The following is a 26,052-nucleotide window of genomic DNA, read 5'->3' on the forward strand; positions in this document are numbered from 1 at the left end:
GGCCGCCCCGGCAGAGCGAGGACGGCGAGCGCTCAGGTTCCGGACTGAGTGAGGGCTTCGAGCTGATCGAGCCACTGCACGGCGGCGTCCACGGTCGCGACCACGGGGACGCCGTCGGGCAGGGGCGGCCGGTCGACCACGACGACCGGGACGTCCAGAGTCCGGGCGGCGTCGAGCTTGGCCGTGGATCCGCCGCTGTCCTTGGTGACCAGGACGTCGACGGCGTACGAGAGCAGCAGTGAGCGCTCCGCCTCGAAACCGAACGGACCCCGGTCGAGGATGACTTCCAGGCGCGCCGGCATCGGGGGCGCGGGCGGCTCGACCGAGCGGGACACGAACCAGCACCCGGGCACGTCGGCGAACGCGGCGATGCTCTGGCGGCCCGTGGTGAGGAACACGCGCTCGCCCAGCGACGGGAGCAGGGCCGCGGCGGCGGACAGGGACGGTACGCGATGCCAGCGGTCGCCCGGGCCGGCCGTCCAGCCGGGGCGCCGCAGGATCAGCAGCGGCGTGCCCGTGGCGGCGCACGCGGCGGCGGCGTGGGAGGTCATGGTCGCGGCGAACGGGTGGGTGGCGTCGATCACGGCGTCGATGCCCGTGGACGTGAGATAGCTGGTCAGGCCCGCGACGCCGCCGAAGCCGCCGATGCGGACCTCGCCCGGGGGCAGGAGCGGTGACCGGGTGCGGCCGGCCAGCGAACTGATCACGGTTCTCCGCGAGGCCAGGTGGCGGCCTTCGGTCGTACCGGAAAGGGCCAGGACCCTCACGGCCGGGCGCGCGTGGTCGAGTAGAGGTGGCTGTCGGGGAACTGCGACGCGGTCAGCGCCGCCCCGACCACGATCACCGCCGTGCGGCGGACGCCGGCCTCGTGCACCCGGCCGGCGATGTCGGCCAGCGTGCCGCGGAGGATCAGCTCGTCGGGCCGGCTGGCGCGGGCGACGACCGCGACCGGGCAGGAGGCGCCGTACGACTCGATCAGCGACGCAACCACCGCGTCGATCCGCTGGACGGCCAGGTGCAGCACCATCGTGGCCCGGCTGGCACCGAGCGTGGCGAGGTCCTCGCCCGGCGGCATGGCGGTGGCGCGCTCGGCGGTGCGGGTGAGGATCACCGTCTGCGCGACCTCGGGCACCGTCAGCTCGCGACCGAGGGACGCGGCGGCCGCGGCGAAGGCGGGGACCCCGGGCGTGACGTCGTACGGGACCCCGGCGGCATCGAGCCGGCGCATCTGCTCGGCGACCGCGCTGAACACCGACGGGTCGCCGGAGTGCAGCCGGGCCACGTCCTGGCCTTTCCCGGTGGCGGTGACCATCTCGGCGACGATCTGGTCGAGGTCGAGGTTCGCCGTGTCGATCAGGCGGGCGCCCGGCGGGCAGTCGGACAGCAGCTCGGGCGGGACGAGGCTGCCCGCGTACAGGCAGACCGGTGACGCGGCGAGCAGGCGCTGGCCGCGTACGGTGATCAGGTCGGCCGCTCCCGGGCCGGCGCCGATGAAGTGCACTGTCATGGTTTTCTCACCGACCAGATCGTGACGGGCATCATCGGTTTCCAGCCGGTGAAGCCACCGACCGGCGCGCCGCGGCTGACCGCGACGCGGGTGAGGTTGCCGCCGAGCTTGGCGTACCAGGCGGCGAGCACGGCCTCGGACTCGAGTGTGACGGCGTTCGCGACGAGGCGGCCACCCGCGGGGAGCGCGGCCCAGGCGGTGTCCAGCACGCCGCCGCGCGTCACGCCGCCGCCGATGAAGATCACATCGGGCGCGGGCAGGCCGGCGAGGGCGGCGGGGGCGCGGCCCTCGATCACAGACAGCTTGGGTACGCCCAGAGCGCGCGCGTTGGCGCTGATGCGCGCCGCGCGGGTGGGATCCGACTCCACGGCTACCGCCCGGCAGGCCGGATGGGTCCGCATCCACTCGATGGCGATGCTGCCCGAGCCGGCGCCGACGTCCCAGAGCAGCTCGCCGGGTCGCGGCCCGAGGAGCGCCAGCGTGACCGCGCGGACCTCACGCTTGGTGAGCTGGCCGTCGCTGTCGTAGGAGTCGTCGGGGAGTCCGGGGACTCGGGACAACGCTCGGCCCCCCGGGCCGAACTCTACGGCGATGACGTTGAGGGGGTCCATGTCCGTCAGGTCGAGCTGCCGAGCGGGGCCGGAGACGATCGATTCGGCCGGGCCGCCGAGCTGGGCGAGCACGGTGAGCGTGCTGTCGCCGTAGCCGCGCTCGACGAGCAGTGCAGCCACCTGGGCGGGCGTGCCGGCGTCGCGGCCGAGGATCAGGACGCGGCGGCCGGGCTGGACGAGCGGGTGCAGCTCCTCGACCGGGGCGGTGACGAGGCTCACCGTGTCGATGTCCGCGAGCGGCCAGCCGAGGCGGGCGGCGGCGAGGGATATCGAGGACGGGTGCGGGATGACGGTGAGGTCCGGCGCGAAGCGGCGCAGGGTCGCGCCGATGCCGTGGAACATCGGGTCACCGCTGGCCAGGACCGCGAGGCGCTTTCCGGCGGAGGCGGCGAGGAGGCCGGGGATCGCCGGGAGCAGGGGCGAGGGCCACGGGACCCGCTGCCCGCGGACGTCGGCGGGGAGCAGGTCGAGCTGCCGGGAGCTGCCGATGATCACCTCGGCGGCGGCGAGCGCGGCGGTGGCCGTACCCGCCAATCCCGCCCACCCGTCGGCGCCGATGCCGACGACGGTGAGCACGGCGGGGTTGTCAGTCACTCCGTGACGTTAGCCGGAGGCCTTCTCATGTTCGTCCGCCGTCCCCCCTTCATCGACAGCGTTCGCTTCGTGCCGAGGCCGGGTCATGCACTTCGCCACGTGAAGTTGACATATGTCCGGGACGATTACCTCTCATCCGATATCGAGGTCAAGGTCCACGAAAAAGGGATCGGTGCGCCGATTCCCGGAGGCGCCGGCCTGCCGAATAGATCATCTCGTACGACTAAGTTTTTGCACGCCGGTTGAGCGTTTACGCGGCCCGTCGCGTAGTACCCCTCGACGGCCACCCGAGACCCGGTCGTCACGCCGGCCGCTGGGGGGTGGCAGGCGCCGAGACGACTGCCGAACGGGTGAGGTCGATGGCGTTCCAGACCTTCGAGGACCAGAGGCCGGCCCCCGGCTTCTGGGACGAGCCGGAGCTCAACCGGGGCGTGCCGCGCGGCGACATCGTGGTCGAGGACCCGGACACGACCTCGGGCTGGCAGAGCAGCGGGCCGCCGGTCGCGGTCGACGACCGCCCGCCGGCCGAGGCCACCTCGGGGAACCGCCTCTTCACGATCCTGCTGTTCTTCTCCGGGCTGGCCACCAGCCTGTCGCTCTGGCTCTTCGAGACCGAGGCCGGCGCGGTCAACGACACCGCCACCCTCATGATGGCGATCGGCCGCCTCACCGGCCTCGCCGGCGGCTACGTGCTCTTCATCCAGCTGCTGATGATGAGCCGCGTCTCCTTCCTCGAGGAGTGGGTGGGCGCCCGCGACCTGCTGCGCTGGCACCGCTGGCTGGGCACGTCGCTGGTCCTGCTGATCGGCGCGCACGCGGTCTTCATCACCTACGGGTACGCGCTCACCGCAGGCACCGGCGTCGTCGACCAGGGCATCTCGATCATCACCACGCTCCCGGACATGATCAGTGCCACCGTCGCCACGGGCATCCTCGTCTTCATCAGCCTGATCTCGATCCGGGCGGCGCGCACGAAGATGCCGTACGAGCTCTGGCACCTGATCCACCTGACCGGTTACCTGGTGCTCGTCCTCGGTTACGGCCACCAGGTCGCGACGGGCGCCAACCTCTCCGGGCGCTTCGCCGACATCTTCTGGCCCGGCCTCGGCGCCCTGGTCATCGCGGCCCTGGTCTGGGGCCGGCTGATCGAGCCGCTGTGGCTCAACCTGCGGCACCGCTTCGAGGTGGCCGAGGTGGTGGGCGAGGGCGCGAACACGTTCTCGATCTACATCGACGGCAACCGCCTCGACAAGCTGCCCGCGCGGGCCGGCCAGTTCATGCGGTGGCGCTTCTTCACGGCCAACGGCTGGTGGCAGTCGCACCCCTTCTCCCTGTCCGCGGCGCCCAATTCCCAGTGGCTGCGCCTCACCGTGACGGCGGTCGGCGGGCACACCCTTCGCCTGGCCCAGATGCGCCCGGGTACGCGGATCTGGGCGGAAGGCCCGTTCGGAACGTTCACGGCGCAGCGGCGTACGCGTCGCCGTGCGCTCCTGATCGCCGGCGGCAGTGGCATCGCGCCGATCCGGGCCCTGCTCGAGGACATGCCGCCGGACACGATCGTCATCTACCGGGCGAGCCGCCCCGACGAGCTGGTCTTCCGCGAGGAGCTCGAGGACCTCGCCGAGCGCCGCGACGCCTGGGTCCGCTACATCGTGGGCTCGCGCAACGACCCGGGCCCGCGCCGGCTCTTCACCCCCAACGGCCTGCTCGGACTGGTCCCCGACGTCAACCGCCGCGACGTCTATCTGTGCGGGCCGCCCGGGCTGGTGACCGCGGCCGTGGCCACGCTCAAGGGGCTGGACGTGCCTGACAGCCAGCTCCACCTGGACCCGTTCGAGTTCTGATCCCCCTCTCTGATCTGGAGTTTCGCGATGCGACGCAGTACGGCAGCAGCAGTCGGGACGTTGACGGGCGCCGCCCTGATCATCGGCGTGCGGCTGAGCGTGGCCACGCCGGCGGCTCCTGTCGCCTCGTCCGCCTCGGTCGACCTCGCCGACCCGAACCTCGACGCGGAGCCCGCCGCGACCGGCACCGCGGCGGCGGGCAAGTCCGGCAAGAAGGGCGAGTCCGACTCGTCGGGCGAGGCGGCCGGCTCCTCGGACGAGGAGGCCGCCGCGGGCACCGGCCTGAAGAACGGCGACCATCAGGGCACCGCCGTCAAGAACCCGTACGGCACGATCCAGGTCACCATCCGCGTCTCCGGCGGCAAGATCACCGCGGCGGGTGCCACGTATCCGACCACCGCCGACAGCGCCACGATCAACCCCCCGGCCATCGCCACCCTCAAGCAGGAAACGCTCCAGGCCCAGAGCGCCGACATCGACGCCGTGTCGGGCGCCACCTTCACCAGCGAGTCGTACGTCAAGTCCCTCCAGGCCGCCCTCGACAAGGCCGGCGCGTGACGTCCAGCCGCTTCACGCGGGTCGCCGGGCCCGGGAACAGCGCCCGGCCGTCCGGTCCCGCCGCCCACCCGCCGCTCGTGGCCAACGCCCGGGCGCGGACCACGGCTCTGCACCGGCCCCCGCGCGCCGCCTCCCCGGCGCTCGACGATCTGCTCGGGCTCGTCGACTCCGGGCTCGGCGACCTGCTCGGCCTCACCGAGCGCGACGTGATCCGCCTCTTCGACCTCGGCGACCCCTCCGGGCCGGGCGATCGCCCCGAGCCGGGCAGCGTTCGCGTCTCGCGGGACAACGCCGGCCACCACCCGCGCCCGCGTCGCCGGCCTCCGGGCGACTCCCGCCGCACGCGCCCCGGCGACACGGGCGCGTAGGTTCGGCCCATGCGCCACGTCGAACACGTGATGGGCACGGTCGTCAGCATCGACCTCGCCGACGACCTCCCCGAGCCCACGCTGCGCGCCCTCGTCGCCGACACGTGCGCATGGCTGCACGAGGTCGACGCGCGCTTCAGCACGTACCGGGAGGACAGCGAGGTCAGCCGCTTCCGCCGCGGCGAACTCGACCTGGCCGGCTGCTCGCCCGACCTGCGCCACGTCCTGGACGCGTGCGCCGACCTGTGGCGAGCCACGGACGGCTACTTCGACGCCTATGCCGGCGGCCTGCTCGATCCTTCCGGCTATGTCAAGGGCTGGTCCGTCGAGGTCGCGTCGGCCCGCCTCGCCGAAGCCGGCTCGGTCAACCACTGCCTGAACGCGGGCGGCGACATCCGCTCCCGGGGCCGCACCGCCGCCGGCGCCCCGTGGCGCGTGGGCATCCGCCATCCGTGGCAGCCGGACAAGCTGAGCTGGGTCCTGGCGATCACGGACGGCGCCGTCGCCACCTCGGGCACCTACGAGCGCGGCGACCACGTCCGCAACCCCCGCACCGGCGCCCCGGCCCGCGGCCTCCGCTCGGTCACCGTCGCCGGCCCCGACCTCGCCCTGGCCGACTCCTACGCCACGGCTGCCCTGGCGATGGGTGAGCCCGGCATCGCGTGGCTGGCCAAGCTCGTCCCGGACGGCTACGAGTCCGCCGTCGTCACCGAAGACACCCGAGCCTTCACCACCGCCGGCCTCCCCGTCGCCCTCTGACCGTCCGCCGGCGCCCGGCCCCTCACCACCCTTCGACCGCCCGGCGGCGCCCCGGCCCCGGCCCTCATCACCCTTCGGCCGCCCGGCGGCGCCCCGGGGGGCGGCCCGGCCTCGACCCCTCGTCGCGCGCCTCGGACCGCCGATCTCGCTCAGAAGTCGGCGAACAGGTACGGCATCCGCTTCGGGAACAGCGCACCCAGCACCTCACCCGCCGCCGCGTCCACCTGCCCGAAGCCCCGGATCACGACCTCCACCGGGTCCAGGACGCCGTAGGCGAGCGCACTGAGCCCGGCGCACGTCAGGGTGGCCCCGGGCTCGTCCGTGCTCTTCCCGACCGCCAGAGTGCCCGCCTCCCCCGAGATCCGGTAGCGCCCGGCCAGCAGGTCGTCGCCGATGACCTCCACCGTCACGGCCAGCTCGGCCGGGGTGTGCAGCCCGTTGAGCGCGTCGATCGAGAGCAGCCGCACCATGGGCCCGCCCCGCCGCGGGTGGTCGACCCGCCCCTCCGTGGTGACCGAGAAGTCCGTGCCCCAGAGCTCGGGGACCTCGTCGGTGCCCAGCCGGACGACGACCCTGGCCACCTGATCGACATGCCGCGCGAAGAACTGCAGCAGCAGCGCCCGCCCGAGCGGACCCGTCGTCAGCAGGTCACCGGCCACGAGGTCCCCGCCGTAGCTGTCGACCCGATAGGTGACCGCGCCCACCACCTCGCCGTCCACCCGGGCGATCGCCACCCAGGCGGACGGCTTCTCGCGGAACTCGGCCGCCCTCGTTTCGTCGTACACCGCGAAACCGTGCTGCTCCCCCAGCAGCCGCAGCGTCAGCGCGTTGTAGTCGTCGAAGCCCTCCGTCATGTGCAGGCGCCGCACCTCGCCCGGCAGATCCGCTTTCAGCAGGTGTGCCAGGCCCTCAGGCGCGAACGTGGCAGTGCGGAACCGCGGCACGCCGACATAGCCGAACCGCTCGTAGAACGACGGCCGGAACGGGTAGAGCGCGCTCACCGAGCTGCCCTGCTCCCGTGTCTGCCGGAGCAGCCGGGTCATCAGCTCCCGCACATAGCCCTTCCGCCGCGCGTCCGGATCGCTGACGACCGAGAACACACCCGCCATGTCCCGCACGGCCCCGCGCACGTTCTGCCGCATGGCCAGCGCGCCCACCCCGGCCAGCGGCCGCCCGTCCTCCTCGGCGAGCAGGCTCGTGGCCGTCTCGTAGAACCGCATGCGCTGCGCATACTTCTCCCGGGCCTCGTCCTCCCACGGCGACGGCATGAAGGCATAGGTCGCGAGCGGGAAGAACGTGCCGGGCCGCTCGCCGGCGGAGACCTGTCGGATCTGCATGGGCCCATCCAACTCGGATCTTCCCGAGCCCGCCCACTCGTTTCCCGGGCCTGTGGACAACTCCGGCGCACCGCGGACCGGACATAGCGCCCGAACCCCGAGCACCCCTGTTCACCTGCGGTTTCCCTCCGGCACGACGCGCGGGGGGACCCCGGTTTGGCAAGAGACAGGGCGACCAGCTAATGTTTCTTCCGTCGCCGGGGAAACCCGGAAGGACAAGCGGACGTAGCGCAGCTGGTAGCGCATCACCTTGCCAAGGTGAGGGTCGCGGGTTCGAATCCCGTCGTCCGCTCGGAGAGGCCGCGACAGCAGGAACGTGCGGGGCCGACTCGGTGGAGTGGCCGAGAGGCGAGGCAACGGCCTGCAAAGCCGTCTACACGGGTTCAAATCCCGTCTCCACCTCGGCAGTACAACGAGGGCGATTGGCGCAGCGGGAGCGCGCTTCCTTGACACGGAAGAGGTCACTGGTTCGATCCCAGTATCGCCCACCAGCAACACCGCAAGTCAGAACGGGTCTCGCCCACCGGGTCGAGGCCCGTTTCCCGTTTCCCGTTGGAGAGTCTGCCCCCGGAAGTCCGACCCGGGCGATCCGCGCCGAGCAGCCGAGACGCCGGCACGACGATGAACTGCGCAGAGCGCTCCGCCCAGCGGCACGGCCACCGGGCGGAGCGGTGCGGTCAAGCGATCGGCGGATCGATCCGCATGCCGAGCCCGGGACGCATGGTGGGTTCGTGATCAGCGAAGAGCACCTCGGCGTCGGTCCAATCCTCGATGCCGATGATGGCGTCGCCGCCGATCATGAAATAGGTGCCGTCGTTGTCCGGGTACGCGAACCGGATGCCGCCGCCCTCGTCGAGTGTCACCTGGAACGTGGCGCGCACCTCGGGGTCGTAGGCGTATCCGACATTGCGCCACTCCACGACGTACTGCCGGTTCGGTGCGGTGCCGCGCGTGGCGACCCGGACATCGGACTGCTCGTCACGGTCCCAGTAGCTCCAGAGCACGTCCAGCCACAGCGGCGAGCCGTCCTCGGCACCGAAGTACAGGGCTCCGTCGTCCTCGATCTGGACCTGCGATCTCGTACGCCCCTGCAGTGTCACGGGGAAGGGCAGGTCGACCACCTCGTACCAGTCGTCCATGGGCAGGACGTCCGCGTCGCCGAGCGGGACGTAGGGCACCTCGGCCTCCGCGAACTTGTGCCCGGCTCCCGGCGGCGTGGGACCGGTCGCGAAATCGATCACCTGCGGGTCACGGCCCAGCAGGCCGGTCAGGACGTGCGACCCCGCACAGGCTCCGGCGGGCAGCGTGGCGACGGCCGCCAGGGTCTTGGCCGGCACCTCGTCCACCTGGTAAGCGCCGTCGGTCCCCGTGGTGCCGGACCGTCCCGCCACCGTCACGACCGCCTCCGCCACCGGGGCGCCGGAGCACGTGACCGTTCCGGTGACGGTGTTCCGCTCCGCCGCGGGAACGAGACGCACGCTCAGGTCATCGGCCAGGATCTCCCCGTCGTCGAGATAGGCGAAGTCGTAGTCGCCCGTGTCATCGGTCACGCTGACGACTCCTGAGCGGCCCTGCTCACGCGGGCTCGCCGGATTGATCCCGGCATAGTTCAGCGTGATGCCACCAGTCTCCTCAAAGATCGCCTCGAAGCTGACCCGGGTCGCGGGGTCACCCGCAGCCTGCACGTTGCGCCACTCGACAGTCCACCGCCGGTCGGGGGCCGTCCCGGTCACGCCGGTGGCGACCGCCGCCTGGCTGTCGACCACCCAGTCGTCGTAGAAGACCTTCACGGAACTACGCACGATGGCTCCGGCACGGTCAGTCCCGGAGATCGGGTCACCCGGCGGCTGGAAGGTGAGCACGCCGTTGTCACTGACGTAGGCCACGTTGTACGACTCGCCGTACAACTTGACCGGGAAGGGAATGGCGGATCGCCAGGTCTGCTCGTCCCCGGTCCAGTCCGGCTGGACGTCGGCCGCGGGGGTGAACGCCTGGCGCGCGGTGGCACAGTCGTAATAGAAGTCGCGCGGTGCCAGGGCGGACAGGTCCGCCTTCTCGTCCAGGTACGCCTTGACGATCGTCGTGGCGGCGTACGAGCCCCAGCAGCGGTTGTTCCCGCCGGTGACCTGCAGGGTGTACTGCCCGACGGTCACCCCGTCGAACCGGAAGCTGCCGTCGTCGGCTGTCGTCACGCTCAGGTTGCCGGGGGTGAGCGTCACGGTGGCGCCGGCGACCGGTTCGGTGGTCTCCGCCTCGGTGAGGACTCCTGTGACAGCGCCCGGCGCGGCCGGTGTCCAGGTCAGCGAACTTCCCGGGGTCAGAAGGGCCTCGCGGCCCGAGTAGAACCTCGTGATTCCGTTCGGAGCCTGCAGGCTGGCAGTCGCCGTGCTGCCCTTCTGCCGGTCGGTGGTGCCTCCGATCGCGTACTGGTAGACGAACCGCCCGTCCTCGTGGAGCACGACCTCGAAGCTCACCCGCTCGGTGGTGCCTGTGAAGAGCACGTTGCGCCACTCGACGACGAAGGTGCGGTTCGGGGCGGTGCCGCCGGCCTGCGTCCGGACGCTCGCCGAGCCGTCGACGGTGAAGTCGGTGAAGAACGGCACGAGATAGCTGGACCCGAAGACGAGATAGCCGTCCTCGGAGACCGAGGCGGTGGTGGCGGCCGGTCCGTGCAGGCGCACGGGGAAGGGCAAGGTGACCGGGGCGCGAACACCGTTGCCGGTCAACGGCACCACCGTCGATGCCGCGACCCAGCTCGCCGTGCCGGTGGCGCAGGCATATCCGATGTCGCCGTAGTCCGTTCCCAGGCGGAGGTCACGGGTGGTGTTCTCACCGAGGTCCACCACCGCCTCCGCCGCGGTGCCGCATTTCTGTCCCGGCTTGCGGGCGACGACGCTGTAGCTGTCGGCCTCCACGCCGTAGAACGAGTAGACACCGTTGGCTGCGGTGGTGGCGACGAGCCCACCCGGGTCCAGGCTGACGGGGACGCCGGCGGCGGGTGCGCCCGCCGAGTCGGTGAGTGTCCCGGTCAGGTTGTAGGTCTCGAACCCACCGCTCATGTCCGGACGGGTGAAGACGACGGCCCGTCCCGAAGCCAGTGCGGCCTCCCGCGTCGAGTAGCTGAGCCCGTCGTCGCCCTCGGGCGACTCGAGGCCCACCAGAGCACCGCTGCCCTGCTCGGCGGCATTGTCCAGGCTGCTGTAGTTAGCGGTGACAGTGCCGTCGGCGGCGAGTGAGAGCTCGAAGCTGATCCGTTGCGCGCTGTTCGCCTTGCGGGAGACGTTGCGCCACTCGATGAGGAAACGCTGGTCGCTACCACTTCCGGTGATCGAGGTGCGCACGCCGGCGGAAGCGTCGACGACCAGGTCGTCCCAGAAAGGCGCGATGACCCCGTTGGGCGCGGCGGCGTTGATCAGGTCGCTGGTGCCGTCGTACGGGCGGGAGCCCTCCGGATCGGTGAAGGACAGCAGGCCGTTGGTGTCCACCCACGCCGACCGGTAGGAGCTGCCGTAGAACGGGAAGGCGAACGGCAGGTCGACCGTGGTGACCGCGTTGTCGCCGGTGAGCGGCAGGAGGGTCGTGCCGGCCTCGAAGGTCACGGCGCGCTCGGAACAGGTGTGGCCGAGGACGTCGGACGCCCGCATCAGGTACAGGTCGAGGGTGAGGCCTTGACCGTCCACCTCGTACGACTGACTTCCGGCCACTCCGCATCGGCCGCCCGACGTAGCCTTCACTGAGTACGTGCCGACGGCGAGGTCGTCGAAGGCGTACGCGCCGTCCGCGTCCGTGGTGACCTGGCGCCCGCCGGGCTGCAGGGTGACCACGGCACCGCTCACCGGCAGCCAGGTCACCATGTCGAGCACGGTGCCGTCCAGGGCCTCCGGTGGTCCGACCTTCACCAGGATCTGAGTCAGCGGACTGACCCTGTTGCCGTCGTCGACCGCGACAGCGTGCACCGGCCGCTGACCGGAGACGGTTCCGACAGGAACATTCACGGTCACCGTGCCGCCCGCCCCGGCGGCGTTCACCGTGGTGCCCAGTGTGGTGTCGCCGACGCTGTAGCGGAACTTGGTCACATTGCTGTCCCCGCCGGCGTCGAACGTGACAGGAACGGTACCGCCGTACTTCGCGTCCTCGCCCGCGGGCAGACTCAGCGTGGGCTGCAGCGGCAACGCGAGCAGAGCGAGATTGGCCGCCGTCTCGGCGAAGCTGTAGACCCGGACGTCGTCGACCTCTCCGGTCAGGTAGCCGTCGTCGGCGCCGTTCCACTTGCGCTTGCCGATGGTCACCGCGCCGGTGGCGTGGAACCCGCCGGTCAGGGTCGCGGTGGCGGTCTGCGCGACCCCGTTGACGTAGAGGGTCAGCTTCTTGGTCGCGGAGTTGTAGACGCCGGCCAGGTGGGTCCACTTGTTCGTGGCCGGAGCGGCATTGGACAGCACACTGAAGAGCGCCGGGTTGTCGACGTCCGAGCCGGCCATCGTGAAGCGCCAGCGGTTGTCGGTGGCCGAGTAGCCGAGCGTGTAAGCCGAAGCGCGGGTGCCCGACGCCGCCACGACGACCCGCTGGTTGGTGAAGCTTGTCGAAGGCAGTTTGACCCGGGCGGCGACAGTGAAATTCTGGTCGGTACGCATGGCGGTCTTGACGCCCGTGTCGGGGTGCGGGTAAGTGACGGCCGCCGCGGTGGCCGACGACGGCGCGATGCCCGTCAGCGCCAGGGCCGACCCGTCATTGCCGCGGCCGGCGACGCGGGAGACGGAGTTGCCCAGCACGGCCGTGTTGCCGTGCCCGCTGATGTCGGTGGCGTCGCCCTCGGTCTCGTCGAAGGTCCACTCCGCGGCGGGACCGGAACCGGCCCGCACCTGGAAGGTGAAGGTGGCCGGGTTGAGCGAGAAGCGGCCCGCGTGGTCCTTGGACCACACCCTCAGCGTGTTGATGCCGTCATGCACCGGCTTCAGCGTGACGGACCCGGCGTACGTGGTGGCGTCGGCCTTCACGATTTGCGAGGCGATCTGTTTGCCCGAGTCCAGCGTCCAGGCGTACGCGACGACCTCGTAGGGCCGCACCGTGGGTGGGGCGATGGCGAAGGAGCCGGGCAGCCCGACCCCGCCCTTGGGCGTGGTGTTCGAGTAGTCGGTCGACGTGATGGCACCCGGCTGTGGTGGCGGCGTCGCGTCCACGGTGAACTCGCACGTGCCGGACCACGTCGACAGGTTGCCGCCGTCGGTGGTCTTCGCCTGCCACACATACGTCGCGCCGTCCGTCAGCCGGCCGGCGGGGATCTGCTTGGACACGATCGCGTTGTTGCCGTTGGCCTGCGACACCTTGTTCGACTCGCTGCGCGTGCCACCCTTGACCCACCAGTAGAAGTCCGTGGTCAAGTCCTGGTCCCCGTCGGGGTCGGACTGCTTGGCCGACAGCGTCGGGTTGGTCCAGAGCACGTAGGGCCGTTTGCTGCCCACCACGCACGCCTTGCCGTCCGACTTGCGGTCGGTCGCGGCGTTGGGCGCCCGGTCGTACGTGATCGCGAGCTTGGCCGTCGTGGGGTTGAACCGCTTCCACTGGGTCTTCGTGCCCTCGTCGATCGCGCGCAGCCCGACGCTGACACTGTTCCAGCCGCCCTTGGCCGCTTGGTCGACAATTGACGTGACATTGAACTCGATGGTTCCGGTGCCGAGGCAGCCGTGGACTCCGCCGTTTTTGTGGTTGCCCTTGGTCTGCGCGGTCGACTTGCTGTACCAGGTGGGCTGCTTCTTCCACGTGGTGGCGGCGGAGAAGTTACCGGTCATCCAGAGCTTCGCGTTCGACACCGGATTGCACGTCCACGCGTGCCGTTGCTCGATGCGGAACTCGGCGGACTCGATCTTCGTCTTCTTCACCTTGCTGGTGTCCATCCGGAACAGCGACCGGATGATGTGGTCGGCACAGCCGGCACAGTCCTCGGTCCGCCCGGCGCCTGCCGCGCCGAAGACCTTGCCATCGGTGAGGGCGTCGGAGTTCTTCCAGAAGGACTGGGTCGGATACTTGCTCCAGACCGAGGTCCATTCGTTGCTCACCAGGCCACCGGTCACCGACGGATCGATGTAGACCGGAAACTGCGTTCGCGGATCGGTCAGCATGCCGTGATGCGGTGTGATTGTCAGTGCGTCGCTCTCCACCTTGACCGGCATCGCCGCTCGCCGGACCCGCTCCCCGCCGCCGGGAACCGTTCCGGCGCTCCCGCCGCGCTCACGTGCCGCGCCGCTTCCCTCCGCGGCGGTCGTCTCCGCCGGTCCCGCCCCCGCCGACTCGGGTGTCGCCGAGGAGTCCCACATCAGCGGCGCGGGCGCCTGGAACACCGGGGCGCCCTTGCTGTCACGGGCCACCAGGCCACCGCCTGGCGCGGCGCTCATCCGGACGCCCTTGGCCGACATCCCGAACCGCACAGCCGCCAGATCCGGGTTCGCCGCGGCTGCCCGATCGCGGACGACCAGGATCTCCGAGAATCCGGTCGCCGTCGCGGTCACGCGCAGATCCACGCCGGGCAGCACCTCGGGATAGGTCGCGGTGGGGCCGTCGAGCCGGGGCTCCGGCAGCGTGCCGGGCCAGGTGACGGCCAGCTCGCGGCCACCGTCCCGCAGCCGTCCCACCAGGTTGTCGCCGCCCGCGGAGAACGTCATGGGCAGCACCGTCGCCCGTGGCACAACCCCTTCCCGGGTGCGCCGCAGATCGGTGTCGACGGGAACCCACGAGTCACCCCGGCGCACCCGGGCGGGCTCGATCGACTGCTCCAGCGTCCGGGTCCCGCCGGGGTTGAGGAACACCTGGGCGTACTCGGTGCGCTCCGCCAGGATCTCCACCCGCTTGCCGCAGATGCCGGCCATGCGCTGCGCTGCGGCCGCGTCGGCCTGCTCCGGCACGCAGCCCGTGGCCGGCGCGGGCGCGGCGACCGCGGCTCCGGGCATCGTCAGCACCTGCAGACCCGCCGCGGTCACCACCGCGACAAGCGTCGCGGCGATCCGCGCGCGCACCGGTCCAGCTACTCGAACCATCGACGTCCCCCGTAGTCCACAGTGGTGAGCCACCGGACTGTAGAGCGCGCTGATCATCGCTGTAAATAGTCGCTCCGGGCGCTCCGGCGTTGCACAGCGTGAAGAGGGACGTACACAGCGACATTGGGATGCGGGCCCCCGTGAAGGTGACTCAGATCACTTGGGACCCTGGCTCGCTGGGGGCCACGGCGAGCGAGCCCGGCGTCCTCGGACGCCGGGCTCGCTCGTGAACCGCCTCAGAGGTCGGCGCCCTCGAGGTAGAGAGCGTCGAGCATCGGTGCGCTGACCCAGTCGGCGAACCATGTCGGGTTCAGCTCGCCGAACACCTCCGGCTGCGCCGGGTCACATGCCGGCCAGTGCACACTCAGCCAGCGCTGCTCGGCCGCGAACAGCCGGTCCCAGTGCGAGCGCAGCAGCCGCACAACGGGCTCCTGCCGCTCCCAGCTGACCGCGGCATGGCGCGCCAGATAACAGACGGCCGGCAGGACGTCGGAATGGATGACCAGCGTACGGTCGTCCATCTCGTACGGCGCCGGCGACGGCCGACCGTCCAGCACACCGCGCAGGCGCTCCAGCACCTCGGCCCGGCCCCGATCGTCGCCCGTACTCGCGAACGCGATCATGGCCATGCTCCGGACATCCTCGTCCGCGTCACCGAGACAGGCGAACAGCACGTCGCTCGCCGCCGGCCCCTGCCTCTTGGCCAGGGCGAGAACAGCGTTGGTCCGCAGACCGAGGGGGTCCTCGGGTCGTGTGAAGATCTCCCGCAGCGCCGCCACCCCCTCGGGCCCGTCGGCCTCACCGAGCGCCGCCACGAGGCCGGCCGCCACTTCGTCGTCCCGCACGACCGCGAGGGCGTCGAGCAGCTTCCGCTCGCCGGACGGCCCGGATCTGACCGCCCGGCGCAACGCGGACTCGAACACGTCGTAGTCGTCGTCGAGAAGATCGCTCTCGAGGCTCATGCGCCACCGCTCACCGTTCTAGTAGAAAATATTGGGCAGATCATCGTACACATAGTTCACGGTGATGCCGTACTTTCTCTCCAGATAGAGGTCGGCGGCTTTCTGATCCTTGACTTTTTTCGCGCCGCCGGACTTCACCTCGATATAGGTGTGATTTCCGTTCTTGTCCGTCACGCGGATGTCATAGATCCTCGACTTCCTTTTCCCGGGCACCGGGAAAGTCAGCGCAGCTTTATTGGTCGCCTCGGTCTCGACCTGCAAACCCATGCGATAGAAGTGCTCCGCGAGGTGATCTCGATATGCATCGTGGAGAAAGTTCTTCCACTTTTCGGCGTCCCAGCTCTCGACCACTTTGACATTGCTCAGGTCACGCTTGAGCGGAATGTTCGCAGCCGCTTTGGGGCCTTTACCGAGCGCACCGCCGCCCGGCACCACCGCCGCCGCGACGGAAACCCCGGAAAGAGCGGCGCCGACGTAGTCGCCGTACTTCCACGCGTCCTTGGCAAGGTATGCGTCGCCGAGGACACCGATCCAGGGGACCCAGCTGACGGCATTGGCGAAGCCGCGCTTCTCCCAGTCCGAGCAAAGCTCCGCGAAGATAGGGCTCGAGCACATCTCCTGGAAGCGCCGGGACTTGTCCGCCAGCTTGGCCGGGTCCTCGTTGGGATTCGGCGCCGGGGCGGGAGTCGCCACCGGCTTGGCCGATGAGCTCGTGCCCGTGCCGCTGCCCGCCGTAGGCGTCGGCGTGGGGCTGGGCGTCGAGCTGCCGCCGCTGTAGTCGTCGTCGCCGTTGCCGCCCCCCGACGTGCCGTCGCACTGCGGGCACGGAATGCCGCCGCCACCGCTGTCGCTGCCGTCGCCGTCGTAGCCCGGCAACATGTCGGGCGTCGGGGACTGCCCGTCCGGGTCGCTGAAGGTGACGGGACTGTTGTTCGCGTAGGCGTACCCGTTCCACTGCTGCGGGTCGAGCAGATCCTGGATCGGGTCGACAGACGTGAACCGGCCGAGGACCGGGTCGTACTCCCGGGCGCCCAGGTGAGTCAGCCCCGTGTTGTCCTTGATGCCGCCCACGAAGCCACGGTTGTCGGGCCACAGCGTCGCCGTGGTGCCGCGCGGCGTGCCGTAGGGCGTCTGCCGCCGGACGGTCGCCTGCTGGCTGGAAGCGTTGACTGCGAGGGTGGCGGTGCCCTGGTGATCGGCGGTCTTCCAGGTCACCCCGGCACTCGTCCGCGTGCCGATCGTGCTCCCGCCGTGACCGTAGTAGCGCGTACAGAAAGCTTTGGCAGTGGCGGTGGTGTAGCGAATCTCCTGGTTCGGCAGATAGAGAGTGCGGCCGGTGGGGTCGCGCTGGATCAGGCGGTCGCCGTTGGCGTCGTAGATGTAGGTGGTCTTGCCCGTGCTGTCGGTGGCAGTGTCCAGGTGCCCCTCGGCGTCCCAGCTGAGGGTCTGGGTGCCGGCGGACGGGGTCGGCCGGGTCTGCGTGTTGCCGGCGAGGTCGTAGCCGTAGCTGCCGGTGCGAGCACCCGAGACGCTGCTGACGGCGTGCGGGTGGACGCTGGCGGCTCCGGAGGCGGGATAGGTGTACGTGGTGGTGGCCGTGCCGGCGGCCGACGTGACGACCTCCTGCGTCCGATTGCCGATCGCGTCGAACTGCCAGCTGTTCCAGTACGGGGCGGGACCGCCCAGCCCCGCCACCGCGGGCGCGGCCTTGCAGTTGCCGTCGGCGGGTGTCCACGCTCCGGTGAGCCGGGTCAAGTGGTCGTACGTGAAGCACTGGTTGTCGGCGCCCGCCTCAGGGGCCACGTCGGAGATCTTGATGACGTTGCCGGCGTCGTCGTACTCGTAGGTGGTGTCGGCCAGGATGTAGGGAGCGACGGTGTCCCGGTCGGTCCGGACGTTCTTGATCCGGCCGGTGGCCAGGTCGCGCTCGTACTTGGTGAGGACCCGCCCGGCGGTGTCCGGGCCGGTGTTGGTGCCGGTGCGCAGCTTGATCTGGTCGAGCTCGCCGAGCGCGTTGTAGTCGGTGCCGATGACGTACTGCTGGCTGGCGGTGCCGTAGAGACCGTTGAGAGTCGTGGCCTGCCCGAACGCGTTGTAGCCGAAGGTGACGGTCTCGGCCTGCAGGTCCGTGTTGACGCCGGGGACGCTCATCGACGCCGTGGAGCCGTCGGCGTTGTAGGTGTTGGTGTAGTCGTACGTGCCGGCGAGGCCGGTCTCGCTTTCCGGGATGATGATCTGTGTGGTGCCCGGGCGGTAGCCGTCGTCGTAGTCGAGGATCTTGGTCTGGTAGGGCGCCGAGCCCACGAATCGCGTCGACTGGGACAGATAGCCCTTGGCGACCGTGTCGTAGATCCACTGGACCCGCATGACGCCGTTGAGCTTGTCGTCGTAGGCGGCTCGCTTGCGGTTGAGCGAGTCGTAGAGGTACGCGATCTTCTCGCCCCGCGAGTCGGTGCTGGTCGCGACGTTACCGGCGTTGTCGTACGTGTAGGTCGTCAGGCCGCGGTCCGGATCGTCCACCTCGAGCTGCTGACCGCGGACGTCGTACTTGTACGTCCAGTCGTTCTTCGACGTGTCGACGACCGCGGTCTGGTAACCCCGGGCGTCGAACTTGTAGGTCGTGGCGTCGTACGACCCGGCGGTCCAGGGGGTCGGAACCGTGCCGCGGTACTGGCGCAGCTCGACCGTGTGACCCCGGGCGTCGTTGATCGTCGAGGTTGCGGTGCCCCCGGCGGGCGGAGTGACATCGGTACGGTCACCGCCGTAGGCCGTGGTGGTGCGCCAGCGTTCGAAGCCGTACGGCTGGAAGACGCTCGCCGTGACGCGACCGGCGCCGTCGTAGACCGTCCGGGTCTGCTTCGCGACGAATGCCCGGTCCGTGGTCGCCAGCAACGTGCCGCCCGCGTTCCCCGTCGTGTGATAGGCACCGTAGCTCAGCACTTCACGGCCTGCGGAGTCGTAGAAGGACTCCGTGACGATGCGGCCGCCGGACGGCGACGCAGTCTGGGTCTGCCGGGGTCGCAGCAGGCCGTCGTAGAGCGCATACGAGGTGACGTAGCCCTCGGCCGCGTTCAAGGTGGAGGTCGTCACCACCGACGGCGCGTCGATGTTGAGGTCGTAGTCGTACTTGACGTCCGGCGTGTCGCTGCCCTTGTCCCGCCCCGGTTGCCACACCGAGGTGAGCCGGCCCAGCGCGTCGAACGCGAAATCGGTGCGCTTGTCGTTGGGATCGACTGTCGCAGTGGTCGTACCCCACGCGGGCTCGATGACGGTCGTCAGCTCGTGCAGCAGCGGGTTCTTGGTGAGGGTGGAGGTGACTGGCCCGTCCGTGGCAGGGGTGTAGGCGGTCGTGGTCGTCCCGCCGCGGGCATCCGTGGTGGATGTGGGCCGGCCGTGCACGTCGTAGCCGGTCTTGCCGGTCACTGTGAACGCCGGCGTGCCGTTGTTCCAGGCGGACATGGTCTGGACCTGGGTGGCGAGACCCTTCGTCGGCATCGCCTCGAAGGCATGGCCGTCGTAGGAGATGCGAGTCTCCCCCGCCACCTGCTCCTCGGTCAGAGTGCCGGTGCCGGCCGAGCACTTGACCGCGTACCGCTGGGTGCGGTGAACCTGGTTGAGGATCCACGCGGTGGTGTTGCGCGGGGTGTAATCGATCTTGGTGCACTGCTCGTCACCGGCGGACGCGTCGTCGCCGAAGTCGTCGACCTGGACCGCCATGCCGTACTCGTCATAGGTGGTGACCTTCCGGGTCACCCGCTCACCGCGCCCGCCGTCGCGGGTGACGTGGGTGGTGGCGGTCCCCACAGCAACGAACCGTGCGGTCGCGGTGTCGCCGTTGACGGTGCGCGAGGCGGTCGGGTCGGACGCCCACGGGGTGTTGACCACACGGGACACCACGGCGCCGCCGGGCCCGTCCAGGACCTTCTGCTCACGGACGGCACCGGCGAACCAGTCCTCGTCGGCGATCCCGTCGACATCCACGGGCTTGCTCCCGCCGCCGGCGTTCAGCCGGTCGCCCTTCATACCGCGGAAATAGCGGGTCTCCTTGTACGTCGGCCGGTCACCGGCATCGCCGACGGTGACGCCGACCCTGCCGTAGCCGCGATAGTCCGACCAGGTCTTGTACTTCTTCTTGACCAGCCCGTCGTCATCGGTGTAGTGCCAGGCGGCACCGTCGTAGTAGTCGTAGGAGTACACGACCCGCGGGCTGCCCATCGGGGGCGCACCGCCGGTGTTGTCGTTCTCGTAGATCGTCGTGACGACGTACTTGTTGAACCAGTCGGTGACCGGCTCGTCGTAGCCCTCCGGGTTCCACCTGACGGGGTAGCACCGGGTGGTGTTCGTTGCCGGGTCCGGTTTCGGTCCGTCGGCCGCACAGTCCTGCGCAGAGTAGAGGACGCTGATCGACCCGCCGTTCTCGTTGCGGATCCTGGCGATGCGCATCCACTTCATCGCCGCCGAATGGTCCCCGATCTTGTCCACCCGGTTCGCCATCTGCACCGACGAGAACTCGATGTCGGGCAGCTCCTCGGTGCCTCCCACGAGGCCGGCGTGCGAGATCTTCGAGAGCCAGAGGCCCGCGCGGGTGCCGTCACCGGGATCCGGGAACGTGTGGGTCAGCGTCCACCGGTCGACGTTGCGGTACCCGGTGCCGCTGGTGGTGCGCACCTGAGTGGTGACGCCGGCCAGCCGCTTCGTGCTCCAGAAGGTCGGCGAGTAGTTGTCCTCGCACTTGTCGCCGGTGCAAAACTCGTCCCACGGGACGTCCGGCCACTTCGTCGCGTTGTGGGTGTCGCAGTCGCTCAGGCAGCGGTTCGCGAGGGCGAAGTCGACCCGCATCGGCGCGAGCTTGTCGTGCACCGAGTCGGCACCGCTGATCTGACGGGTGCCGTAGTCGATACGCGTGAGCGAGGACCCGCGATCGTAGGAGGCGGCGTCGTCGGTCTTCATGTTGCGGGCGTACTTGTTGGTCTCCTTCTCGTACCAGAGCGACATGGAGTTGCCGGACGGGTCGACGACATAGTCGAGATTCCAGCGCCATGCCTGCACACAGTCGGAGTCGGCGAACTTCTCCGCGTGGCAGGCGTCGGACGGGTCGTTGCCGAAGACCGGGACGGTGAGCACGGAGCTCGTCACCGGTTTGCCGGTGCTCCACCCCGGCAGGCGGTTGATCCCGAACCAGTACTGCACACCGTCGGTGGTGGTGACGACCCAGTGCTCGCCGTCGTTGTCGCCGTTGGTGGCGCCGGTCTTGCGCTCGATGCGAGTGCCGTCGTCACTGCGCAGATGCCAGCGCTTCTCGCTCGCGTTCCAGAGCAGCTCGCCCGAGTGACCCGCCAGCGACAGCGTGGCGTTGTCGGTCTCCCAGCACAGGTCCCCGGTCTTCTCCTTGTTGTTCGCGTCCCCGTTCATGTCGTCCTGGCACGACATGTACTGGCGCTCGATGAAGCCACCCGCGGAGGTCTCGAAACCCTCGCCCACCCAGGAGGGCTGATTGTTGGTCGCCGCGTGCCGGCCGTCGACCGACTGCGAGGAGTACGCCAGCGCCACGCCCGGCACCGGGCCGCCCAGCGCCGGCGGGACGCGCATCGGGTAGTTCCAGGTGAACGCACCGGTGTTGCCTCCGGCCGCCCAGGTGGAGGACGCGCTCAACGTGCTGGCCTTGTAGTCGCCGGCCGGGCCCGCGGCCGCCGCGGTGGCCGCCACGAGCGTCGGGCCGCCGGAGACAGCGACCTCCGCTGACAGCGTTCGGGCCGCCACATCGTTCTCGGTGTCCAGCGGCCGGGCCGCGCATGCCGTCGTGCCGGGAGCCTCCAGGGCGCACGCCGGCAGCGTCGTGAGCCTGAGCCGGCTCGACCAGTCCGCGCCGTAGGCGGTGGCGAAGGATGAATAGTCCAAGGTGACCTTGACGCTGCCCGCGGTCGTGACGCCGTCCGCCCGGCCCAGCCGCAGCAGGACGCCACGGACCCCGGCTCGCTCGGTCGCCGCACGGTTCACGACTTCCGCGCGGACCCGGGTCGGCACCGGTCGCGCCGACCGCGCGGTGGCTGCCTGCGCCGGCTCGACCCGCACCGGCATGGTCGTGGCCGCGACTGCTTCGCCGGTCGACGGCACCTCGAGAATCTCGCCGGCCGCCCGCGGCCAGCTCGGCGCCGGGCGGGCGGACGCCGGCGCGGGCTCCGCGAGCTTCGCCTCGGGCACGATCGTCGCGGGCTTGACCGGGACGTCGGGAATCTTCTGCACACCCGGCGGCACATACGGCGCGGGGCCGGCGAACGCGGGAGCCTGCAACAGTCCGGCGGTCATCAGCACGGACAGACCCGCCGCCAGAGCAGCGGTACGACGCCGGTGGACGGATCTCCTGGCGGGGGCCGATCCCGCGGGAACGGGTGAACTCACCTGACACTCCGATACTCGCAGAGGGGCGGAACTGGCCGCGAGATCGGCTGGGAAGCATCAGCCCAGGACCGGAAGCACCGTCGATTCCCCGCAATCCACGACGCCAGCTAGGCGTGGACTCTAGGGATCGACGATGATCGCCGTAAAGACCGGATCACGCCGGGTGCACCTAAGTGGACACTCAACGTGATCGACTGCATCCCGGCGCCGGGACGGGCACGGCCACCGGCCTGGCGAGACTTCGTTACGGCAAGGTGACACTCCGCCACATGAGACCGCTTATTGTGTCTCAGATCACAAGAACCACCCACCCCTGGGCATCTCCGGCTCGCATGTCCACGTGACTGCGGCGACCGCCCGGCACCCATGGAAACAGCGCGGCATCCTCCCTGTCGAACCTGCTCGCACGCCGCGCTTGTCCCCCGGGCGAGCTACCCGGAAGTGTCCTCCGCCGGGTGACGATCGGGCCGGGACGGGACGGCTACGCTGCCCTGGTGATCGATTTCCGGCGTTTGCCCGTCACGGTCCGGGATGCGCCGCCGGCCCTGGTCATCCTGGTCGCGGCGGTCGTGCCGGCGCTGCACCGGTACGCGACCCAGGTCGGGGATCTGCCGGATCGGCCGTACGACGTCCTGACCGTTGCGGTGCTCGCTTTCGAGTGCGCACCGCTGGTCGTACGCCGGAAATGGCCGGCCCTCGGCCTCGCGCTCGTGGTCGTGGGGTTTGCGGTGGACCAGCTTCGTGCGTATCACACGGTCGGGGGCTGGGCGCTGCCCCTCGCGCTCGTGAGTGCGAGTGTCCACATCGGGCACCGGCGGCGTACGGTCATGATTTTTCTCACCGCGGCCTATGTGCCGCTGGCGATCGGGCTCGACCGGCTCGGCTCCGGCGAGGGCGTGGTCGGGTTCGTGACCTTCTATTTGGCGATGGCGCTCGCGTGGGGCATAGGGTCGTGGGTGCGGCAGACGCGGCTTGCCGAGACGGAGCGGCGCCTGCGTGTCGCCGAGGCCACCCGGGCCGCCGAGCGCTCCCGGATCGCGCGGGAGCTGCACGACGTCGTGACGCATCACGTGACGGCGATGGTGGTGCAGGCCGAGTCCGCGCGCTATCTGACGGCCGCGCCCGGCAAGCTGGAGGAGACGCTCACCGCGGTCACCGACACCGGCCGCCGGGCCATCGCCGACCTGCGGCAGCTGCTCGACCTGCTCAACCCCGATCACGGTACGGAACCCCGCGCACCCTCCGCCGGTGACCTGCCCGCGCTGGTGGAGCAGACGCGCCGCGCCGGGCAGCCGGTCGAGTTCAGTGAGGAAGGCGTGCGCGCGGAGAGCGCCGGCAGCACCGAGCTGACCGCGTTCCGGGTGGTGCAGGAGGCTCTCACGAACGCGCTCAAGTACGACCACGGGGGCGCCACGGCCGTCCGCGTGCGCCACGGCGAGAGGGAGCTGACAGTGGAAGTCACGACCGACGGGACCGGCTCCGGGGCGGCGTCACCGGGCGGCAGCGGACGGGGGCTGGCCGGGCTGCGCGAGCGCGTCGAGGCGCTCGGGGGCGACTTCAGCGCCGGGCGCCGGGCCGGCGGCGGCTTCTCGGTGGCGGCGAGGATCCCGAGGTGAGCGATCTCATCCGCGTGCTCGTGGCCGACGACCAGGCGCTCATCCGCACCGGCTTCGCCACGATCATCGACGCCCAGCCGGACATGGAGGTCGTCGGCGAGTGCGGCGACGGCCGGGCCGCGGTCGACCTGGCCGGCAAGCTGCGCCCGGATGTGGTCGTGATGGACGTCCGCATGCCCGTGCTCGACGGTATCGAGGCCACCCGCCACCTGGCCGGGGCGGGCGTCACCGACCCCGTCAAGGTGCTCGTCGTCACGACCTTCAACCTCGACGAGTACGTGTACGAGGCCCTGCGCGCCGGAGCCAGCGGCTTCCTCCTCAAGGACGCGCCGCCGCCCCAGCTCCTCCACGGCATCCGCACCGTGGCGACCGGCGCCGCCCTGCTCGCCCCCGAGGTGACCCGTCAGCTCGTCGGCCGCTACGCCGCGCGCATCCGCCCCGCCGGCACCGCGCCCGAGGGCAGCGCGCTGACGACCCGCGAGCTGGAGGTGCTGCGCCTGATCGCCAACGGCCTGTCCAACAGCGAGATCGCGGCGACGCTGGTGATCAGCCAGGAGACCGTCAAGACGTACGTCTCCCGCATCCTCACCAAACTCGGCCTCCGCGACCGCGTCCAGGCCGTCGTCCACGCCTACCGCAACGGATTGGTCACCTGACCCACCGCCCGCAGGCTCGACTGCCACAGGCGGCGGGCCCGCGCCGGGTCGGTCGAGCGGCCGGTCGCCGCGAAGGGCGTACGGCAGGCGAAATAGCCGCCGGGAACGAGCGCGGCCGGATCGGTGGCCAGCCAGACGAGCGTGTCGGCGCCCTGCTCACTGGTTCGGAAGAAGCTCTTGCCCAAGGTGAAGACCGGACTCCTCAGCCCGAACCCGCTGCGGATCAGCCCGGGAAAGAAGCACGTCGCCACGATGCCGAGCCCGGTCCAGCGGCGGGCGGCCTCGACGGTCATGAGAATGTTCGCCTGTTTGCTCGCCCCGTAGGCCAGCCACCGGCTGAACTGCCGCCGGCCCGGCCGGTCCACATCGAGCGTCCCCCAGGCCTCCGCCAGCGACGACGTCGTCACGATCCGAGCCGGCGCCTCCGGCGTGGCGGCGGCCCGCAGCCGATCCAGCAACAGCTGGGTGAGCAGAAACCCACCCAGATGATTGACCTGTACGGTCGCGTCGTGCCCGTCCCCGGTGGGCCGCCGCACCGACGTCAGCAACCCCGCGTTGTTCGCCAGCACGTCCACCCGCTCATGGTCGGCCGCGATCGCCGCCCCCACCGCCCGCACCTCGTCCAGCACCGCGAAGTCGGCCCGATACGAGGCCGGCGTGCGCCCGCTGACCTCCCGCACCTGCGCGACGGCAGCCTCCAGCCGCTGCGGATCCCGCCCGAGCAGCACGACGTCGTCGCCCGCCCGCGCGAGAGCGACAGCCGCGGCGAGCCCGATCCCCGAGCTCGCCCCCGTCACCACCACAGTCCGGCGCATCCCCCATTGGACCACTGCGACATCTGTCTTCAGTTCGTCAGCACGATCTTGCCCCGCACATGGCGCTGCTCGATCAGGCGATGGGCCTCGGCGGCGCGGGCGAGCGGCACCTCGCGCGAGACCTCCACGCACAGCTTGCCCACGATGGCGAGATCGGCCAGGCCCTCCAGCATCAGCCCGTCGGGCCGCACGAAGACGTAGCGCCCGCCCTGCTCCTTCACCGCGGGGTCGACGATCGACGCGTGCCGGGCGGGGCTGCGGACCAGTGCGGCGGACTGCTTGAGCGCCGAGCCGCCGACCAGGTCGAGGGCGGCATCGACGCGGCCGTCGCCGCCGGCCAGATCGGCGAGGTCGTCGGGCAGTGTGTCGCCGTAGGGGATCGGCTCGCAGCCGAGGCCGCGCAGGAAGTCGTGGTTGGCGGCCGACGCGGTGCCGATGACGCGCGCGGCGCCGAGGGCGCGGGCGATCTGGACGGCGAGGTGACCGACGCCACCGGCCGCCGCGTGCACGAGGACGACGTCGCCCGGGCCGACGCGCAGGGCGGCCAGCGCCTGATACGCCGTCAGGCCCGCGAGCGGCAGCCCGCCGGCCTGCGCGAACGTCAGTGCGGCGGGCTTGTGCGCGACGGCCGGCTCGGCCACGGTGACCAGCTCGGCGTAGGTGCCGTGCTGCACGGTGTCCTTGCGCGCATAGGCCATCACCTCGTCGCCCGGCTTGAACCGGGTCACCGCGGGCCCGACCGTGTCGACGACGCCCGCCACGTCCCAGCCCGGGATCAGCGGGGTGTGGTGTGGATAGGCCGACCACAGCGCGCCCGCCCGAATGCCGGCGTCGACCGGGTTGACCCCGGCGGCGCGGACGCGGATGCGGACCGAGTCCATGCCCACGTGCGGGTCGGGCAGGTCACGCCACTGCAGGACGTCAGCGTCGCCGTACTCGTCGAGCGCGATGGCTTTCATGCCGGAAAGTCTAGATCAGCGGCTTTTCCGCGAAAGCGT

General features: G+C 70.6%; 15 protein-coding genes and 3 tRNA genes. 9 read left to right on the plus strand and 9 right to left on the minus strand.

Annotated features, from left to right (window positions below):
- Positions 1-32 precede the first annotated feature (32 nt).
- Genes RAN62_RS01380 through cbiE form a run of 3 tightly spaced genes read right to left on the minus strand, consistent with a single transcriptional unit; the run spans position 33 to position 2,712 of the window.
- Positions 33-767 carry a cobalt-precorrin-6A reductase gene (locus RAN62_RS01380; protein ID WP_305782567.1) on the minus strand — a complete coding sequence of 245 codons (735 nt, stop codon included), beginning with the start codon at positions 765-767 and terminating at the stop codon, positions 33-35.
- Positions 764-1,507, minus strand: coding sequence for a precorrin-4 C(11)-methyltransferase (gene cobM / locus RAN62_RS01385; RefSeq protein WP_305782568.1), 744 nt, complete (start codon positions 1,505-1,507; stop codon positions 764-766). The genes RAN62_RS01380 and cobM overlap by 4 nt, the downstream gene beginning before the upstream one ends.
- Complete coding sequence (gene cbiE, locus RAN62_RS01390) at positions 1,504-2,712, minus strand: precorrin-6y C5,15-methyltransferase (decarboxylating) subunit CbiE (protein WP_305782569.1); 1,209 nt, start codon at positions 2,710-2,712, stop codon at positions 1,504-1,506. The genes cobM and cbiE overlap by 4 nt, the downstream gene beginning before the upstream one ends.
- Positions 2,713-3,071: 359 nt before the next feature.
- On the opposite strand from cbiE, the gene RAN62_RS01395 reads away from it, so the two are divergent.
- The 4 genes from RAN62_RS01395 to RAN62_RS01410 are packed head-to-tail and all read left to right on the plus strand — an operon-like array spanning position 3,072 to position 6,241.
- The gene (locus RAN62_RS01395; RefSeq protein WP_305782570.1) at positions 3,072-4,556 is read left to right on the plus strand and encodes a ferredoxin reductase family protein; all 1,485 of its coding nucleotides are present in this window, start codon (positions 3,072-3,074) and stop codon (positions 4,554-4,556) included.
- A gap of 27 nt (positions 4,557-4,583) precedes the next feature.
- Complete coding sequence (locus RAN62_RS01400; protein WP_305782571.1) at positions 4,584-5,114, plus strand: FMN-binding protein; 531 nt, start codon at positions 4,584-4,586, stop codon at positions 5,112-5,114.
- Positions 5,111-5,482 (plus strand): hypothetical protein, encoded by a 372-nt coding sequence (locus tag RAN62_RS01405; protein WP_305782572.1) that lies wholly within the window; start codon positions 5,111-5,113, stop codon positions 5,480-5,482. Before RAN62_RS01400 ends, RAN62_RS01405 begins: the two co-directional genes overlap by 4 nt.
- A 9-nt stretch (positions 5,483-5,491) precedes the next feature.
- A complete protein-coding gene (locus RAN62_RS01410; protein WP_305782573.1) occupies positions 5,492-6,241 on the plus strand; it encodes an FAD:protein FMN transferase in 750 nt (249 codons plus the stop codon).
- A 149-nt stretch (positions 6,242-6,390) separates the two neighbouring features.
- Here the strand turns inward: RAN62_RS01410 and RAN62_RS01415 are convergent, their stop codons facing one another.
- On the minus strand, positions 6,391-7,578 hold the full coding sequence (locus tag RAN62_RS01415) for a GNAT family N-acetyltransferase (RefSeq protein ID WP_305782574.1): 1,188 nt from the start codon (positions 7,576-7,578) through the stop codon (positions 6,391-6,393).
- 219 nt (positions 7,579-7,797) lie between these two features.
- On the opposite strand from RAN62_RS01415, the gene RAN62_RS01420 reads away from it, so the two are divergent.
- From RAN62_RS01420 to RAN62_RS01430, 3 genes are all read left to right on the plus strand, one after another.
- Positions 7,798-7,870: transfer RNA gene (locus RAN62_RS01420), tRNA-Gly, on the plus strand.
- A 39-nt stretch (positions 7,871-7,909) separates the two neighbouring features.
- Positions 7,910-7,980: transfer RNA gene (locus RAN62_RS01425), tRNA-Cys, on the plus strand.
- Positions 7,981-7,994: 14 nt separating this feature from the next.
- Positions 7,995-8,069 (plus strand) — tRNA-Val (locus RAN62_RS01430).
- A 186-nt stretch (positions 8,070-8,255) separates the two neighbouring features.
- On the opposite strand, the gene RAN62_RS01435 is transcribed toward RAN62_RS01430, so the two are convergent.
- The 3 genes from RAN62_RS01435 to RAN62_RS01445 form a co-directional block, all read right to left on the minus strand.
- Positions 8,256-14,585, minus strand: a complete 6,330-nt coding sequence (locus tag RAN62_RS01435; RefSeq protein ID WP_305782575.1) for an NIDO-like domain-containing protein — start codon at positions 14,583-14,585, stop codon at positions 8,256-8,258.
- 257 nt (positions 14,586-14,842) lie between these two features.
- Positions 14,843-15,568 carry a HEAT repeat domain-containing protein gene (locus tag RAN62_RS01440; protein ID WP_305782576.1) on the minus strand — a complete coding sequence of 242 codons (726 nt, stop codon included), beginning with the start codon at positions 15,566-15,568 and terminating at the stop codon, positions 14,843-14,845.
- A gap of 18 nt (positions 15,569-15,586) precedes the next feature.
- Positions 15,587-21,874 carry an RHS repeat-associated core domain-containing protein gene (locus RAN62_RS01445; RefSeq protein WP_305783033.1) on the minus strand — a complete coding sequence of 2,096 codons (6,288 nt, stop codon included), beginning with the start codon at positions 21,872-21,874 and terminating at the stop codon, positions 15,587-15,589.
- A gap of 587 nt (positions 21,875-22,461) precedes the next feature.
- Between RAN62_RS01445 and RAN62_RS01450 the strand changes: the two genes are divergently transcribed.
- Complete coding sequence (locus RAN62_RS01450; protein ID WP_305782577.1) at positions 22,462-23,583, plus strand: sensor histidine kinase; 1,122 nt, start codon at positions 22,462-22,464, stop codon at positions 23,581-23,583.
- Positions 23,580-24,239, plus strand: a complete 660-nt coding sequence (locus tag RAN62_RS01455; RefSeq protein WP_305782578.1) for a response regulator — start codon at positions 23,580-23,582, stop codon at positions 24,237-24,239. The genes RAN62_RS01450 and RAN62_RS01455 overlap by 4 nt, the downstream gene beginning before the upstream one ends.
- Here the strand turns inward: RAN62_RS01455 and RAN62_RS01460 are convergent.
- Both RAN62_RS01460 and RAN62_RS01465 read right to left on the minus strand, forming a co-directional pair.
- Positions 24,215-25,042: an SDR family NAD(P)-dependent oxidoreductase gene (locus RAN62_RS01460; RefSeq protein ID WP_305783034.1), complete on the minus strand. Its 828-nt coding sequence runs from the start codon at positions 25,040-25,042 to the stop codon at positions 24,215-24,217. The two genes, RAN62_RS01455 and RAN62_RS01460, sit on opposite strands and share 25 nt — an antisense overlap.
- A gap of 41 nt (positions 25,043-25,083) precedes the next feature.
- Positions 25,084-26,013 (minus strand): NADP-dependent oxidoreductase, encoded by a 930-nt coding sequence (locus RAN62_RS01465; protein ID WP_305782579.1) that lies wholly within the window; start codon positions 26,011-26,013, stop codon positions 25,084-25,086.
- Between the last annotated feature and the right edge of the window lie 39 nt (positions 26,014-26,052).

Origin of the sequence: Symbioplanes lichenis, from assembly GCF_030709675.1 — a bacterium.
In the GTDB taxonomy this organism is placed as follows: Bacteria; Actinomycetota; Actinomycetes; order Mycobacteriales; family Micromonosporaceae; genus Actinoplanes; species Actinoplanes lichenis.

Coding starts and splice junctions, on each gene's coding strand:
- cobM (WP_305782568.1), bottom strand. CDS start 1,507: ATGACAGTGCACTTCATCGGCGCCGGCCCGGGAGCGGCCGACCTGATC.
- RAN62_RS01395 (WP_305782570.1), top strand. CDS start 3,072: ATGGCGTTCCAGACCTTCGAGGACCAGAGGCCGGCCCCCGGCTTCTGG.
- RAN62_RS01400 (WP_305782571.1), top strand. CDS start 4,584: ATGCGACGCAGTACGGCAGCAGCAGTCGGGACGTTGACGGGCGCCGCC.
- RAN62_RS01410 (WP_305782573.1), top strand. CDS start 5,492: ATGCGCCACGTCGAACACGTGATGGGCACGGTCGTCAGCATCGACCTC.
- RAN62_RS01415 (WP_305782574.1), bottom strand. CDS start 7,578: ATGCAGATCCGACAGGTCTCCGCCGGCGAGCGGCCCGGCACGTTCTTC.
- RAN62_RS01440 (WP_305782576.1), bottom strand. CDS start 15,568: ATGAGCCTCGAGAGCGATCTTCTCGACGACGACTACGACGTGTTCGAG.
- RAN62_RS01445 (WP_305783033.1), bottom strand. CDS start 21,874: ATGACCGCCGGACTGTTGCAGGCTCCCGCGTTCGCCGGCCCCGCGCCG.
- RAN62_RS01465 (WP_305782579.1), bottom strand. CDS start 26,013: ATGAAAGCCATCGCGCTCGACGAGTACGGCGACGCTGACGTCCTGCAG.